Raw genomic sequence first — 14717 nt, 5'->3', positions numbered from 1 at the left:
ACGGTTCAGTGTGAGTCAGTGGGGACGTTTCAGTTTGACTCATTTTGTTTCACAAAATGAGTCAAACTGAAACGTCCCCACTGACTCACACTGAACCGTCCCCATTGACTCCCCCATGTCCAATTTTGGCATTGAACAAAAAACAAGCCAAAATGGGGCATTTAATTTTTGCCTGGATTTTCTAAACTATAGTCAGAAGTAGAAAGGGAGGAAATTATGAGATACGGACACTTTGATGAAGCAAACAATGAGTACGTCATTGAAAGAGTTGACCTTCCCACATCCTGGACTAACTACCTGGGAGTGGAGGATATGTGCGCTGTTGTCAACCATACAGCCGGCGGATATCTCTTTTACAAGTCACCTGAGTACCACAGGATCACAAGGTTTAGAGGCAATGCGATTCCCATGGACAGGCCCGGTGACTACATCTACATAAGAGATAATGAGGACGGCGATTACTTCAGCATCTCCTGGCAGCCGGTTGGTAAGCCACTTGATCAGGCAAAGTACACCACCCGTCACGGCATGAGCGTAACCACCTACGAGTGCGAGTACAAAGGCCTTAAGGCAAGCGAGAAACTCAGTATTCCCATAGGAGACAATGCTCTTATCTGGGATGTTGTAATTACTAATCAGAGCGATAAGGAAAGAGATCTCTCTGTCTTTTCCTATGCAGAATTTTCGTATCATCATGTTCCCATAGATAATCAGAATTTCCAGATGAGCCTTTACTGCGCAGGCAGCGAGTACAAGGAAGGTACCATCCTCTATGACCTCTTTTACGAGGAGGGGTATCAGTACTTTACTTCAAACTTTGAGCCCGACGGCTTTGAGTGCCTAAGGGATGAGTTCATCGGAATCTACAACACTGAGACCAACCCAAAAGCGGTCGAGAGGGGGAGTCTTACCGGTTCATTTGAGAAGGGAGGCAACCATTGTGCTTCTCTTCAAAAGAACTTAAGGCTAAAGCCAGATGAATCGGTAAGGCTGATCTATTTCCTCGGAGAGGGCGGATATGCTGAAGCAGACGCTATCAGGGAAAAGTACAAAGACCCTGCAAAACTCGACGCAGCTTACGAAGGCCTTAAGAACTTCTGGCTGGATAAGCAGAGACGCTTTGCGGTAAAGAGTCCTGAGAAGGGTGTGGATGTCATGATCAACACCTGGACCTTATATCAGGCAGAGATAAATGTAATGTTTTCAAGGTTTGCTTCCTTCATCGAGGTGGGCGGAAGAACAGGTCTTGGCTATCGTGATACAGCTCAGGATGCCATGACAGTAATCGCTTCAAACCCGGAAGGCTGCAAGAAGAGAATAATTGAACTTCTTCGCGCTCTTACAAGCAGCGGATACGGAATCCACCTCTTTGAGCCCCGCTGGTTCCTGCCTGAAGAAGAAAAAGAAAAGAAGAAAAAACCCTTCAAGTCTCCCACCGTTATACCCGAGCCAGAGGGTGCATCCAAGGTCCACGGACTTGCGGATGCATGCTCTGACGACGCACTCTGGCTGGTTCCTTCAATAGTTGAGTACGTCAAGGAGACGGGAGATTTTGAGTTCCTCAGTAAAGAGTACGGATACGCCGACGGCGGAACGGGCAGCGTATACGAGCACATGAAGAAGATAGTTCTTTTCTCCCTTAAGGAAGTTGGCGATAACGGAATCTGTAAAGGACTTCGCGCTGACTGGAACGACTGTCTTAACCTTGGCGGCGGAGAGAGTGCGCTGGTTTCATTCCTTCTCTTTAGGGCGCTCATCTGCCTTGAGGAGACGGCTATATATACAGGTGACCTTGCTTTTGCAAAAGAGCTCTCAGAGAAGATCGAAGGTCTCAAAAAAAGCCTCAATGACACCCTCTGGGATGGCGACTGGTACCTGCGCGGCTTTACGAAGTCCGGAAGAAAGATCGGAACCAAGGATAACAAGGAGGGTCAGATCCATCTTGAATCCAACGCCTGGGCAGTGCTCTCCGGCGCAGCAGATGATGATAAGGCAAAAAGAGCTCTCGACTCAATCCACTATAAGCTGGCAACACCTTACGGAATCATGCTCAACGCACCGGTTTACACGGAGCCCGACGATGAGGTAGGATTTGTCACCAGGGTTTACCCGGGACTTAAGGAGAACGGAAGTATCTTTTCCCATCCAAATCCATGGGTATGGTCAGCTGAGTGCAGAATGGGCAACGGCGAGAGAGCCTTTGAATATTACAAGAGCCTGTGCCCGTATTATCAGAACGACAGCATAGAGAAGAGATGGGCAGAGCCATATTCTTACTGTCAGTTCATTTCCGGCAAGGACCATACAACCTACGGAAGGGCACATCACCCGTTTATGACAGGCAGCGGCGGATGGGCATACTTCGCAATGACACACTATATGCTTGGCATAAGGCCGGGATTTGATGAGCTTGTCGTTGACCCGTGCATACCGAAGAGCTGGGATGGCTTTGAGGTTTCAAGAGTCTTCAGAGGTGCAACATACAACATCAGTGTCATCAATTCCGATCACGTAGAAAAAGGTGTAAAGAAGATCTATATCGATGGCAGAGAGGCGTCAAAGATTCCTGTATTTGGCATCGGCGAAGAGCACGCAGTGGATATAGTAATGGGACTAAAGGGGGAAGAGAGATGATCAAATTCGGAACAGGCGGATGGAGAGCTGTCATAGGTGACGGCTTTACCAAGGAGAATGTTCAGATCCTGGCAAGTGCCATGGCAGCCAAGATGAAAGATGAGAACGTGGCGGATAAGGGAATCGTACTTGGTTACGACAGAAGGTTTTTATCAAAAGAGGCTATGCAGTGGGCAGGAGTCGTGTTCGCAGCAGCAGGAATAAAGGCCAGCCTTATCAATAAGTCAAGCCCGACACCTCTTGTTATGTTCTATGTTATGAAGCATGATCTTCCCTATGGAATGATGATAACAGCCAGCCACAATCCGGCTATTTACAACGGCATCAAGCTCTTTACCGCAGGCGGAAGAGATGCAGATGAAGAGCAGACAAGGCAGGTCGAGGAGTATATCGATAAGGTGACTCTCCCTGTTCTTTCCATGGAATATGAGGATGCCAAGGCAGCAGGCCTTATTGAAGAGTTCTATCCTATCAACGAATACATCGACAACATCCTGGACAGGATCGATGTGGAAGCGGTTAAGAAGGCATCCCTCAGAGTTGCGCTTGACCCTATGTACGGCGTAAGTGAGACAGCAATCAAGACCATACTCCTTACAGCGAGATGCGAGATGGAGACCATTCACGGCCGTCACGATACGCTCTTTGGAGGCAAGCTCCCTGCGCCTAATGAGGCAGCCATGAGCCCTCTAAAGACCTGCGTTATCGACAACAGGTGCGACATAGGAATCGCAACAGACGGAGACGCCGACAGGATCGGTGTTGTTGACGACAAGGGAAGATATCTTTCTCCCAATGATATCCTGGTTCTTCTGTATTACTATCTGGTGAAGTACAGACACGAGAGCGGACCGGTTGTGAGGAACCTCTGCACAACTCACATGCTCGACAGGATCGCAGAGAAGTTCGGGGAAAAGAGCTATGAAGTCCCTGTAGGTTTTAAGCACATCTCGGCCAAGATCACCGAGACTGATGCCCTCATAGGAGGCGAGTCCTCAGGCGGACTTACAGTAAGAGGACATATCAACGGAAAAGACGGCGTATATGCAGCTGCACTTCTTGTTGAGATGCTTGCAGTTACAGGCAAGAAGATATCTGAAATGTACGACGATATTCAGGAAGAATTCGGGCGTTTTTACATGCTTGAAGAGAACTTCTCCTTCAGGGCTGAGAAAAAGCCTGAGTACCAGAAGCTCCTCATGGAGGACAAGGTGGTTCCGACCTTCGAGTGTGAGGTGGAGAGGACTTCCTATCTTGATGGCTGTAAGGTATACTTTAAGAATGGGGGATGGATCTGTGTAAGATTCTCAGGTACAGAACCGCTTCTTAGAATTTTCTGCGAGATGCCGGATAAGGCACTGGCAGAGAAGGCAAGTGACGCTTACAAAAATCTGTTGGGGCTTAGTGACTGATGAAAAGAAAGAATTCTCTTAAATGGCAGATGCTTAGAATGCTGGCACTGGGATGGTTTGTGCCTCTTACTGCCATTGTTGTGGCTTTTCTTGTTGTGGTTTCCGGAAGGATCGACAGGCAGAGCCAGAGACTTATAACAACATCTATGGAAAAGGCGGCGGATATCAGTATCCTCCGCCTTTTGGACTGCATTGATTCATCCAAGGATGCATCATATCTTTCCTATATAGGTGACTACTGGGCAGAGTATCAGGAGAGCGGAGATTCCGGAAAGCTCTACAACCAGGTCACCACTTTTTTGTCTGCGCATTATAAGTATGATCCGAGCTTTGACATAACGGTCCTGATGTTTACCGATGAGCCGGGAACTCTTTACTACACGGGTAATACCACGGGAAGAGGAAGTGTATCCAGGTTCAGGTTCTTTAAGGATGAGGTGCAGGAAAAAGCTCTTTCCATATCAGAAGACCTTGATACCAGGACAGAGTTTTTTGCTATGAACGGACACGTATATATGATCAGAAACCTCATCGGAAGAGGGTTTAAGAGATATGCTGTCCTTGTTATGGAGATCAATCCACAGGAGGTATTCGAGAGTTTAAAGAGCGTCTGGGAGTATCGGGGAATGGAAATCTCTTTTAAGGATGAAGTACTTTACAGCGAGGGAAACTACAGCGCATCATCTGACGTTGTAACCTGCACCAGAAAGAGCGTAGACGGCGAGTTTACCTTTTCCGTATCCTACGACGGAACTGCTGTGGGACTTGAGAAAAGACCTATCAACATAACCTTCATGATACTGATAGTATTTTTGGTTCCGCTGATCCTATTGCTTTTCTACTTCTTTAACAGAAGGATCAACAGGCCGATCATCACTCTTACCGAGGCTTCCAAGAAAATCGCCGAGGGCGAATACGGAGAAGTGGTGGCTCAGCCAAAGGGCCAGAGCGGCGAGATTGCAGACCTTACAAAGAACTTCAACAAGATGAGCATCAAGCTGGGAGAACAGTTCAACAAGATCTTCGTTGAGGAGATCGCACTTAGAGATGCCAACATCCACGCCCTTCAGTCCCAGATAAATCCGCACTTCCTTAATAACACTCTGGAGATCATCAACTGGGAAGCAAGGATGAACGGACAGGAGAAGGTATCAAGCATGATCGAAGCGCTCTCTGTAATGATGAGCGCAACCATGGACAGAAACAGGCAGTCACTGATCGCGCTGTCTGAGGAACTTGAGTATGTAAATGCCTATATCTACATAATTAAGTGCAGATATCAGGACAGGTTCATCTACGAAGAACACATTGATAAAGCTCTTTTACATGTAAAGGTTCCAAGGCTCATCATTCAGCCTGTCATTGAAAATGCAGTAGAGTACAGCTACTCGGAGGACGGCGTAAGGAGAGTCAGGATGGAGATAGAAGGCACCTGCGAGGGCGAGAAGGTGGATATGAAGATCCGCATAATAAACCCGGGTGTTCCAAGTGATGATGATTTCGCCAAGATAAAAGAGCTTTTGACGGACGATATGGACATCAAGCCCCTTGAAGAGCGTTCCACCAGGATCGGTATCCGCAATGTCCACAGGAGACTAAAGATGCTCTACGGCTCTGAAAGTAGGCTATCTATTGAAACAGACGGAAACGGAAACACTATCAGCACTATTTTTGTCAAAAATTGACAATTTCAGCAATCCGAATAAAGCTATAGCACTGCTATCCTATAATCAGAAAAAACGTAACACATGCGCATAAGGGTATGCGCAGAAGGGAGAGAAAGTATGAAACTTAAAAATCTGACAGCAGTGCTCATGACAGCAGTTATGACTATTGGTATGGTCGGCTGCGGAAGCACAGCACCCGAGGCACCGGCAGCAGAGGCTCCTGCAGCAGAAGCTCCTGCAGCAGAAGCACCAGCAGCAGAGGCAGAGGCACCGGCTGAGACTACTGAGCCTTCAGGCCCGGTTGAGATCACTGTAACTACTACCTTTGCAGGTGAGGATTCCAATGCACAGAATTACAAGAATGCTGTTGCAGACTGGGAAGCGGCTACAGGAAACACAGTAAGTGATACTTCAGCAACTTCAGATGAGACCTTCAAGACAAGGATCATCACAGACTTTGAGACAGGTTCAGAGCCTGACGTTCTGTTCTTCTTCAACGGAGCAGATGCAAATGATTTCGTTAATGCAGGCAAGGTTGTTTCAATCGATGACATCAGAGCAGAGTTCCCTGAGTATGCATCAAACATGAACGACGACCTCATCGCAGCATCTCCTGCAGATGGCAAAAAGTACGCAGTTCCTGTAAACGGATACTGGGAAGCAATGTTCGTAAACACAGAAGTTCTTGACGCTGCAGGCGTAGCAATGCCCGGCGCAGACTATACATGGGATCAGTTCCTTGAGGACTGCCAGAAGATCAAGGATGCAGGATATGCTCCTATCGCAGCAGCTCTTGGAAACATTCCTCATTACTGGTGGGAGTTTGCAATCTTCAATCAGCAGACACCTGACAACCATCTTGACATCCCCGGCGCAGCAGATGATACAACAGGCGCTCAGTGGGTAGCAGGACTTGAGGATATCAAGGACCTTTATGAGAAAGGCTTCTTCCCTGATAACACTCTTTCAGCAACAGATGATGAGACTTTCGCTATGTTCACAGACGGCAAGGCAGCATTCCTTCTCGACGGTTCATGGAAGGTTGGCGGTATTGTTGGTTCATGCCAGTCAGATCCTGAGGATCCAAGCACAATCGACGCTGACAAGCTCAGCCACTTTGATGTAACTTACTTCCCCGGAAAGGGCAACAGAAAGACCACAGATATGATCGGCGGACTTTCAATGGGTTACTACATCACAACCAAGGCTTGGGAAGATCCCGACAAGAAGGCAGCAGCAGTCAGCTTTGTTGAGCACATGACAAGTGATGAGGTAGTTCCTTTATTCGCACAGCACACAGCTTCAGCTCTTAAGAATGCTCCAGCTGTTGACGAGACACAGTTCAATGCACTTCAGGTTAAGGCTATGGCTATGATGAGTGGTGTTACATCTCTTACAGGCGCTGTACAGGATCTGTTCAACGGTGACTGCAGAGTATCAACATTCGATGGAATGCCTGACATCGTAGTAGGCAACGTTTCTGCAGCAGATGCAGTTCAGGAAGGTATTGATGTCTACAAAGACACATTAGAGTAATTTAGAACTTTATTTCCTTTGAATCCTGTTTCGGCCGGCAATACAATAAGTATTCGCCGGTCGAAATTATAAGAGGGGTTACTTATGTCTAACATATACAAGAGCAAAAAGTATGTCTTTTTATTTCTTGCGCCTGCGTTTCTGTTCATGATCATCTATCTTTACTATCCGTTTTTTGTAAACATATACGGCAGCTTTCGCGGCATCAAGAATCTCGGAACATTCGGAACAAAATGGAATACACCGTGGTATGAAAACTATGTGAAGCTGGTGACAGATCCGGTTGTCAGAACTTCACTGAAAAATACATTTATCATGATCATCGCCACAATCGTGGGACAGGTGGGAATAGCTCTTTTACTGGCTATTCTTGTTGATAATATCGAGAGAGGAACTCAGTTCTTCAGAACTGTTTATTTCTTCCCCATCGTCATTTCCGCTACCGCACTGGGACTTCTCTTTAACCTTATCTTCCTCTATGACAAAGGTATGCTTAACCAGTTCCTTGAGCTCTTTGGACGGACTGAGCTGATAGACTGGAAGGGCGAGAAGCTGGCCATCATGACCATGATGATCCCTGTTGTCTGGCAATATGTTGGCTTTTATTTTGTAATACTTCAGACCGGACTTAACAACATCTCTCAGGAACTCTATGAGTCGGCTGCCATTGACGGCGCCACAAGATTCCAGAGAGTGTGGTATATATCGCTTCCGCTTCTTAGAAATGTTCTGTGTACATGTCTTACCCTGGGAGTTACCGGAGCCCTGAAGGTATTCGATCTTCCATGGACCATGTTCCCCAAGGGAATGCCACTTAAGGAGACCTTCCTTACCGGTACCTACATGTACTATCAGACCATGGAGGCCAAGAACGTTGACTATGGTGCAACCCTTGCGGTTCTTATCGTTGTGCTGGGAGTAGTGCTCTCAAGACTGACAAGGCTGGTATTTAAAGAAAGCGAGGACTTCTGATATGAAAAGAAATAAAGTCGGGCTCGCATGTCTTTATATCCTTCTTAGCGCGTGGGCTCTAACAACCATATATCCTCTGTTCTGGGTTTTGGAAAACTCCTTTAAGGCCAAGGACAAGATCCTTGCAAAGAGCTTTGCTCTGCCGGTAGGTGACCTGTTTACACTTGCTAACTACAAAAGAGCTTTTGACAGACTTGATATCGGACACGCCTATATGAACAGCATATTCATTTCCGGCTGTGTAACAGTTGGAGTTATGATCCTTGCAGGTCTTGCATCTTTTGCTCTTGTAAGATTTGATTTCAAGTTAAAAAAGCTTATGCATACCCTGGTAATTGCAGCAATGATGTTCCCGGTATTCTCCACCATCATTCCTGTTTACACCATGGAATCAAGCTGGCACATAACCAATACATCAAGCTGGATACTCAACATGGTATCCGTTATACTGCCACAGATTGCAGGTAATATGAGCTTTGCTATAATAGTACTCATGGGATATGTACAGTCTCTGCCTCTGGAACTTGAGGAAGCAGCACACCTTGAAGGCTGCTCTATTCCTCAGATCTTCTTCAGGATCGTGGTTCCTCTTGGCAAGCCGTCATTCGTGACCGTAGCAATATTCTCATTCCTCTGGAGTTACAACGATCTGTTTACTCAGATGTTCTTCCTTAGAAGACCCGAGATGCAGGCCATCACAAGGCTTCTTAATGAGCTGACCTCCAAAGAGGGAACCAACTACGGACTGATGGCGTCAGCTGTTACGCTGGTTATCATTCCCGTTATTGTAGTGTATATCTTCCTGCAAAAGTATATAATTAAAGGGATGACAGCAGGTGCCGTAAAGGGTTGAGTATGTATAAAGTACTTATTGTTGATGATGAGCCCGTTATCGCAGAGGGCCTTAAGAAAATAGTTGACTGGGAGAAATACAACTGTGTCGTAGCAGGTACTGCCTCCTCAGGTAAAGAGGGGCTTGCCATGGTAGAAAAGTGCCAGCCGGATATTCTTTTTACTGATATAAGAATGCCGGGTATGGACGGACTTACCATGCTGGCAGCTCTGCGCTCTGAGCACAAGAATCTCCAGGTGATAATCCTTACCGGGTATCGCGACTTTGACTACGCAAGAGAAGCTCTAAATCTTGGCGTGTTCAGATATCTGGTCAAGCCCTCCAAGATGAAAGAGCTTGATGAAGCCATGGAGAGCCTTTCTGAGAGACTTGCCGGTGCTTCTTCATCGGACCAGGAGCCCACTGCGGACGACAACACAACAGCCAACAATTTTATCGTCAAGCAGGCCATCAGCTACATTGAGCAGCACTACAAAGAAAAGCTAACCCTGACTGATGTTGCCGAGAAGGTTTACGTCAGCCACTGGCATTTGAGCAAACTCCTTAACAGTACCGGCAAGAGCTTTTCCGATGTCCTCAACGAGATCAGAATCGAGAATGCAAAAGAGCTCATGGAGGATTCATCACTTCATATAGCCGATATTTCCGACAGAGTGGGCTTTGCCGATACAGCTCATTTCTCAAGGGTATTCAAGAAATACACCGGAATGAGTGCCAATGAATACAGAAACAAATTTTTGAGGTGAAAAGCAGGAATGAAGATTACAGGTGCAAGTGTTTTTGGAGAAGACAGAAATTTTCATGAAAAAGACCTCTATGTAAAAGACGGGCTTATTGCAGATGGCCCTACTGATGGCGAGGAAGTGATTGATGCCACCGGGTGCGCAGCTATTCCCGGACTCATAGACATCCATTTTCACGGAGCAATGGGAGAGGATGTATGCGACGGAAACGCAGAGGCTTTCGAAAAGATTGCTGAATATGAGGTATCACGCGGCGTTACAGCCATATGCCCCGCAACGTTGACACTCCCTGTCGAAGACCTAAAGCACGTGCTATCTCTGGGAGCAGAGTTTGCTGCTAAGGGAAACGATAAGCTATCTGATCTTGTGGGCTTTAACATGGAAGGACCTTTTATAAGCCCTGTTAAAAAAGGCGCACAGAATGCAGAGTTTATAAAGAAGTGCGATCCTGCCATCGTGGATGAGTTTTACGAGGCGTCGAAAGGTCTTTTGAAAATAATAGGACTTGCGCCTGAGGAAAATCCTGACTTTGAGAAATACATTGAAGCCGTAAAAGACAAGGTTATTGTATCTCTTGCACACACGGCTTCGGATTATGAGACAGCCATGAAGGCTTTCGGAGCCGGGGCGTGTCATGCAGTTCATCTCTACAATGCCATGACGGGAATGAGCCACAGAGAGCCCGGAGTTGTTGGAGCTGTGTTTGATTCAAAGCATGTTACGGCAGAGCTTATCTGCGACGGCATTCATATTCATCCGGCAGCTGTGAGGGCAACCTTTGAGATGATGGGACCGGAGAGAATGATTCTTATAAGTGACAGCATGAGATCCACCGGAATGCCTGACGGTGAGTATGATCTCGGCGGACTTCCTGCCATAAAGAAGGGCAGAGAAGTAAGGCTTAAGGACGGAGGAGCCATCGCAGGATCGGGAACAGATCTTATGGACTGCCTGAGGACTGTGGTGCTGGATATGGGGCTTCCACTGGAAGTGGCCGTGGCAGCAGCTACCGTTAATCCTGCAAAGCGCATCGGAATCTATGATAAATATGGAAGTTTGGAGCCCGGTAAGTTGGCGGATATAGTTCTTTTGAATAAAAAAGATCTCTCAATTAATACAATTTTTAGAAAAGGATCACCCATCGGGTGATCTTTTTTATGCTAAAATATCATTTGGCGACAAAAAAAGTACAATTCTCGACAAGTTTATGATTTGAAATTTATTTTCATGATATGCTTAGAATGAAAAAAAGGAATTTCATTTATGAAGCCAAGGGGGCATTTTCATGGAAAAGAGAATATATGATGAGAACGGTCTTTTGGTCGTAAAGGAAAACTATTGCTGTGAACACTTTGAACCGGATGACGGGGCGCTGGTTCCTATGAAAGAGTGTTGGTGTTGTAAGTGGTCAAACTTTAGAACAGAGAATAGAAACGGTACTAGTGAAACCTTAAGCGTCTGCAATTATGTAGGAAATACCAACGTAGCAGTGAACAAGTAGGGGAATCCTTTATGGAACGAGGGGATAAGAGTATTTTACAAGTAAATATGTTTGGTGGGCTTGCGATTAATTATGAGGGTAAGAACATATCAATCGGCAAGAACAAGACAGCGAAGTATGTTCAGTTATTGGAGATCGTGTGGCTTAGCGGAGATGCCGGCATTCAGAAGGAACAGCTGACCAGCATCCTTTATGATAGAGAAGAGCAGTCAAACCTTAGCAACAGCTTCAATAACCTCATATATCAGCTTCACAAGCAGATCAAGAAGTCAGGTCTTCCGGATTACGATTATGTGGTCAACAGAGACGGCATCTTCTTTGCAGATGACGAGATCGAGATTGATTCCGACGTCCTTAGATTTGTTCATAACATCGAGGCAGCAAGAGCTGCAGAAGATGAAGCTGAGATGATCTCTTTATACAGGGCAGCCTTTGATGAGTACAAGTCAGAGGTGCTTCCTGAGCTTGCAACACAGGAGTGGCTCATAATCAAGAGCGTTCAGTATCAGAAGATGTACGCCGAGGCAGTAGTTGCCCTGGGCTCATACTATGAGAAGAAAAAAGATTATGAGACCATGCTTCGCATTTACAAGAAAGCTGCTGAGCTCTATCCTGATGATGAGTGGCAGATCGGTGAGATCAATGCCCTTATAGGAATGGATGCTTTCAAGGAAGCATATGCAGTATATGATGAGACTGTAAGGTATTATACTGACGAGCTGGGAGTTACTCCAAGTAATGACCTTCTTGAATGTTATGACAAGATGAGCCGTCAGATTACCAATACACCCGGCAAGATCCTTCAGATCAGAGATGGAATTCTGGAGCACCGCGGTGCTGTTGCCGGCGATGATGACGGAGCTTACGATTGCTCATACCCGAGCTTTATCGATGCTTATCATATTCTTAGTCGTAACATGGAGAGAAGCGGACAGTCAGTTTATATGATGCTTCTTAATATAGTAGACTACGAAGGCAAGAGGATTACCAACGCAGCCAAGCTTGAGACAAGGGCTAAGCTTTTGCAGGAAGCAATAGCGCTTACCCTTAGACAGGGCGATACCTTCTGCAAGTACTCGGCATCACAGTACTTACTTCTTCTGGTTGGAACCAACAAGGAGAGTTGCAAGACTGTATACAGAAGGCTGCTTAACAAGTTTAAGCTTATAGCAGGTCCAAGGACAGAGCTTGAGTATAGCGTTGTATCTTTGGCAGATCTGCCGGACAGACTGGCAGAGGCCAAGTAAACAATAGAAATATTGTGGTTTTTTATGAGGAGAAAATTCCGCGTGGCTTTTAGTCATGCGGTTTTTTCTTGAATTCTTAATAGTTCGTTCACATATAACCCGGCGGATTATTGTATAATTCATATTAGTGAAATACCAGAAAGGAAGTGGATGAAGTGACGGTAGATCACCAGAATAGCGGAGATTTAAAATATAAACCAATACCGGGAAGTGCAGATCCTTTAGACGATGAAGTCACACAGGTCGATATAGAGAAACTGCTCAGGAAAAGAGATCTTACAGATGATTTCAAGATCCTTATGATGAAGTACGACTGTGCGCTTACAGAAGTAAGGACAAGGCTTGGCATACTCAACAAAGAGCTCTCCCTGAGAAATAAAAGAAACCCCTTTGAGTCCATCAAGATGAGACTCAAGACTCCGGTAAGTATCTTTTACAAGCTGGAGAATAAGGGTGCTGATTTCAACATCGAGAATATCAATAAGTACCTGTCGGATATTGCAGGAATCAGGGTTATCTGTTCCTTTGTAGATGACATCTATATGCTGGCCGACTGCCTTGAGAGACAGGATGATATCAGGATCCTTCAGCGCAAGGATTATATTGAGACTCCCAAGGATACAGGATACAGAAGTCTTCACCTTATCATTGAAGTTCCTATTTACCTCACAGAAGAGAAGGAATACATGAAGGTAGAGGTTCAGTTCAGAACAATAGCAATGGACTTCTGGGCAAGCCTTGAACATGAGATGAAGTATAAAAAAGACATCGAGAACGCCGAGGTCATAACCGAGGATCTTAAGTTCAGTGCAGACCTGATCAATCAGATCGATATGCGAATGCAGCAGATCAGAGATAAGATTGATGAGTCAAAGTAGTATAGAGTTTGTTCTATATAATAATGAAGGATGCGTGAGAAGTTCACGCATCCTTTTGTTATGGATCAGTTTATCTTGCTGTCCATCTTCCGCTGGCTCCGCAGGGGAGGATAAGACCATTGCTCTTTACAGGAAGGCCGATTTCTTCTGCCTCAACTTCACCCTTATGGATTGGATCAAGGACAGTGTGAAGCATATAGGAAAGAACTGCCGGCTGAAGCCCTGTTGTATATGAATTAATAAGGAAGAAGAGCGGATTGTCGGAAAGAAGCTGGGATGAGAGTTTGATAAAAGGGAATACGCTGCTCTCAATCTTCCATATCTCACCCTTTGGCCCTCTTCCATAGGAAGGAGGATCCATGATGATGGCATCGTACTTATTGCCTCTTCTTATTTCTCTTTCCACAAACTTGGTGCAGTCGTCCACCAGATATCTGATGGGTGCTTCTGCCAAACCTGATGAAGCTGCGTTCTCTTTTGCCCAGGCAACCATACCCTTGGAGGCATCGACGTGTGTAACGCTGGCGCCGGCCTTGGCAGCTGATACTGTGGCTCCTCCGGTGTAAGCAAAGAGGTTGAGAACCTTGATTGGACGATCTGCCTTCTTTATTAATGAAGAGAACCAATCCCAGTTGGCTGCCTGTTCAGGGAAAAGACCTGTGTGCTTGAAACTGAAGGGCTTTAAATTAAAAGTAAGATTTCTGTAGGTTATTGACCACTCCTCGGGGAGATTATGGAATTCCCATTCACCGCCGCCCTTGTTGCTGCGGTGATAATGGCCGTTGGGTTTCTTCCAGCCGATATGTCTTTTGTCCGTATTCCAGATTACCTGGGGGTCGGGACGAACCAGAAAATAATCACCCCAGCGCTCAAGCTTCTCACCTGTTGAGGTATCTATGACTTCATAGTCTTTCCAATTGTCTGCTATCCACATATTTTTTCTCCATAGAATAGTTCTTTTCTTTATTAAATATGATATACTAAATCGATTTTTGTGACAAATGCACGAAACATAATACATCTATATATGGTCAGAGGCTATACGGATAGGGTAATAGGTTAAAATACATCAAGAAAAACCGTTATAAAAGGCTGATTTTATATTAAAAGTGATTAATTTTCAAAAACTTGTTGCATATGCACAAAAAATGTTTTATACTAACAAACGCTGTGACATGATAGCTATGAAGCGTGAGGTTGCTGCTTATCCAGTTGAGCAGGTTTTCCGTGGAGCGAATGTCTAGAGGCCGGAATAATGGCCAAACAAACTGACG

Annotated in this window: 12 protein-coding genes; 11 read left to right on the top strand and 1 reads right to left on the bottom strand. The window is 45.7% G+C overall.

Annotation, left to right across the window (positions count from 1 at the left end):
- Positions 1-216 precede the first annotated feature (216 nt).
- From G632_RS0114050 to G632_RS0114000, 11 genes are all read left to right on the top strand, one after another.
- Positions 217-2634 (top strand): GH36-type glycosyl hydrolase domain-containing protein, encoded by a 2418-nt coding sequence (locus G632_RS0114050; protein WP_022769996.1) that lies wholly within the window; start codon positions 217-219, stop codon positions 2632-2634.
- Positions 2631-4046, top strand: coding sequence for a phosphoglucomutase/phosphomannomutase family protein (locus G632_RS0114045; protein ID WP_022769995.1), 1416 nt, complete (start codon positions 2631-2633; stop codon positions 4044-4046). The genes G632_RS0114050 and G632_RS0114045 overlap by 4 nt, the downstream gene beginning before the upstream one ends.
- Positions 4046-5731, top strand: coding sequence for a sensor histidine kinase (locus G632_RS0114040; protein ID WP_022769994.1), 1686 nt, complete (start codon positions 4046-4048; stop codon positions 5729-5731). The genes G632_RS0114045 and G632_RS0114040 overlap by 1 nt, the downstream gene beginning before the upstream one ends.
- A 99-nt stretch (positions 5732-5830) precedes the next feature.
- The gene (locus tag G632_RS0114035; RefSeq protein WP_022769992.1) at positions 5831-7249 is read left to right on the top strand and encodes an ABC transporter substrate-binding protein; all 1419 of its coding nucleotides are present in this window, start codon (positions 5831-5833) and stop codon (positions 7247-7249) included.
- 84 nt (positions 7250-7333) lie between these two features.
- Positions 7334-8221: a carbohydrate ABC transporter permease gene (locus tag G632_RS0114030; RefSeq protein WP_022769991.1), complete on the top strand. Its 888-nt coding sequence runs from the start codon at positions 7334-7336 to the stop codon at positions 8219-8221.
- 1 nt (position 8222) lies between these two features.
- Positions 8223-9074: a carbohydrate ABC transporter permease gene (locus G632_RS0114025; protein ID WP_022769990.1), complete on the top strand. Its 852-nt coding sequence runs from the start codon at positions 8223-8225 to the stop codon at positions 9072-9074.
- A gap of 2 nt (positions 9075-9076) precedes the next feature.
- Positions 9077-9820: a response regulator transcription factor gene (locus tag G632_RS0114020; protein ID WP_022769988.1), complete on the top strand. Its 744-nt coding sequence runs from the start codon at positions 9077-9079 to the stop codon at positions 9818-9820.
- A 9-nt stretch (positions 9821-9829) separates the two neighbouring features.
- Positions 9830-10966 (top strand): N-acetylglucosamine-6-phosphate deacetylase, encoded by a 1137-nt coding sequence (nagA, locus tag G632_RS0114015; RefSeq protein WP_022769987.1) that lies wholly within the window; start codon positions 9830-9832, stop codon positions 10964-10966.
- 136 nt (positions 10967-11102) lie between these two features.
- Positions 11103-11318: a hypothetical protein gene (locus G632_RS0114010; RefSeq protein ID WP_022769985.1), complete on the top strand. Its 216-nt coding sequence runs from the start codon at positions 11103-11105 to the stop codon at positions 11316-11318.
- A gap of 11 nt (positions 11319-11329) precedes the next feature.
- A complete protein-coding gene (locus G632_RS0114005) occupies positions 11330-12565 on the top strand; it encodes a bacterial transcriptional activator domain-containing protein (RefSeq protein ID WP_022769984.1) in 1236 nt (411 codons plus the stop codon).
- A 155-nt stretch (positions 12566-12720) separates the two neighbouring features.
- Complete coding sequence (locus G632_RS0114000; RefSeq protein WP_022769983.1) at positions 12721-13443, top strand: GTP pyrophosphokinase; 723 nt, start codon at positions 12721-12723, stop codon at positions 13441-13443.
- 70 nt (positions 13444-13513) lie between these two features.
- Here the strand turns inward: G632_RS0114000 and G632_RS0113995 are convergent, their stop codons facing one another.
- Entirely contained in the window at positions 13514-14377 is an 864-nt protein-coding gene (locus G632_RS0113995) for a class I SAM-dependent methyltransferase (RefSeq protein ID WP_022769981.1), read from the bottom strand.
- Positions 14378-14717: the final 340 nt, after the last annotated feature.

Origin of the sequence: Butyrivibrio sp. NC2007 (genome assembly GCF_000421405.1) — a bacterium.
GTDB lineage: Bacteria > Bacillota > Clostridia > Lachnospirales > Lachnospiraceae > Butyrivibrio.
Note: the sequence above shows the minus strand (reverse complement) of the source record. Positions and strands in the feature narration are given on the sequence as shown.

Excerpts from the sequence above, each read along its gene's own strand:
- G632_RS0114050 (WP_022769996.1), top strand. The coding sequence starts at position 217 with ATGAGATACGGACACTTTGATGAAGCAAACAATGAGTACGTCATTGAA.
- G632_RS0114045 (WP_022769995.1), top strand. The coding sequence starts at position 2,631 with ATGATCAAATTCGGAACAGGCGGATGGAGAGCTGTCATAGGTGACGGC.
- G632_RS0114040 (WP_022769994.1), top strand. The coding sequence starts at position 4,046 with ATGAAAAGAAAGAATTCTCTTAAATGGCAGATGCTTAGAATGCTGGCA.
- G632_RS0114035 (WP_022769992.1), top strand. The coding sequence starts at position 5,831 with ATGAAACTTAAAAATCTGACAGCAGTGCTCATGACAGCAGTTATGACT.
- G632_RS0114030 (WP_022769991.1), top strand. The coding sequence starts at position 7,334 with ATGTCTAACATATACAAGAGCAAAAAGTATGTCTTTTTATTTCTTGCG.
- G632_RS0114025 (WP_022769990.1), top strand. The coding sequence starts at position 8,223 with ATGAAAAGAAATAAAGTCGGGCTCGCATGTCTTTATATCCTTCTTAGC.
- G632_RS0114020 (WP_022769988.1), top strand. The coding sequence starts at position 9,077 with ATGTATAAAGTACTTATTGTTGATGATGAGCCCGTTATCGCAGAGGGC.
- nagA (WP_022769987.1), top strand. The coding sequence starts at position 9,830 with ATGAAGATTACAGGTGCAAGTGTTTTTGGAGAAGACAGAAATTTTCAT.
- G632_RS0114010 (WP_022769985.1), top strand. The coding sequence starts at position 11,103 with ATGGAAAAGAGAATATATGATGAGAACGGTCTTTTGGTCGTAAAGGAA.
- G632_RS0114005 (WP_022769984.1), top strand. The coding sequence starts at position 11,330 with ATGGAACGAGGGGATAAGAGTATTTTACAAGTAAATATGTTTGGTGGG.
- G632_RS0113995 (WP_022769981.1), bottom strand. The coding sequence starts at position 14,377 with ATGTGGATAGCAGACAATTGGAAAGACTATGAAGTCATAGATACCTCA.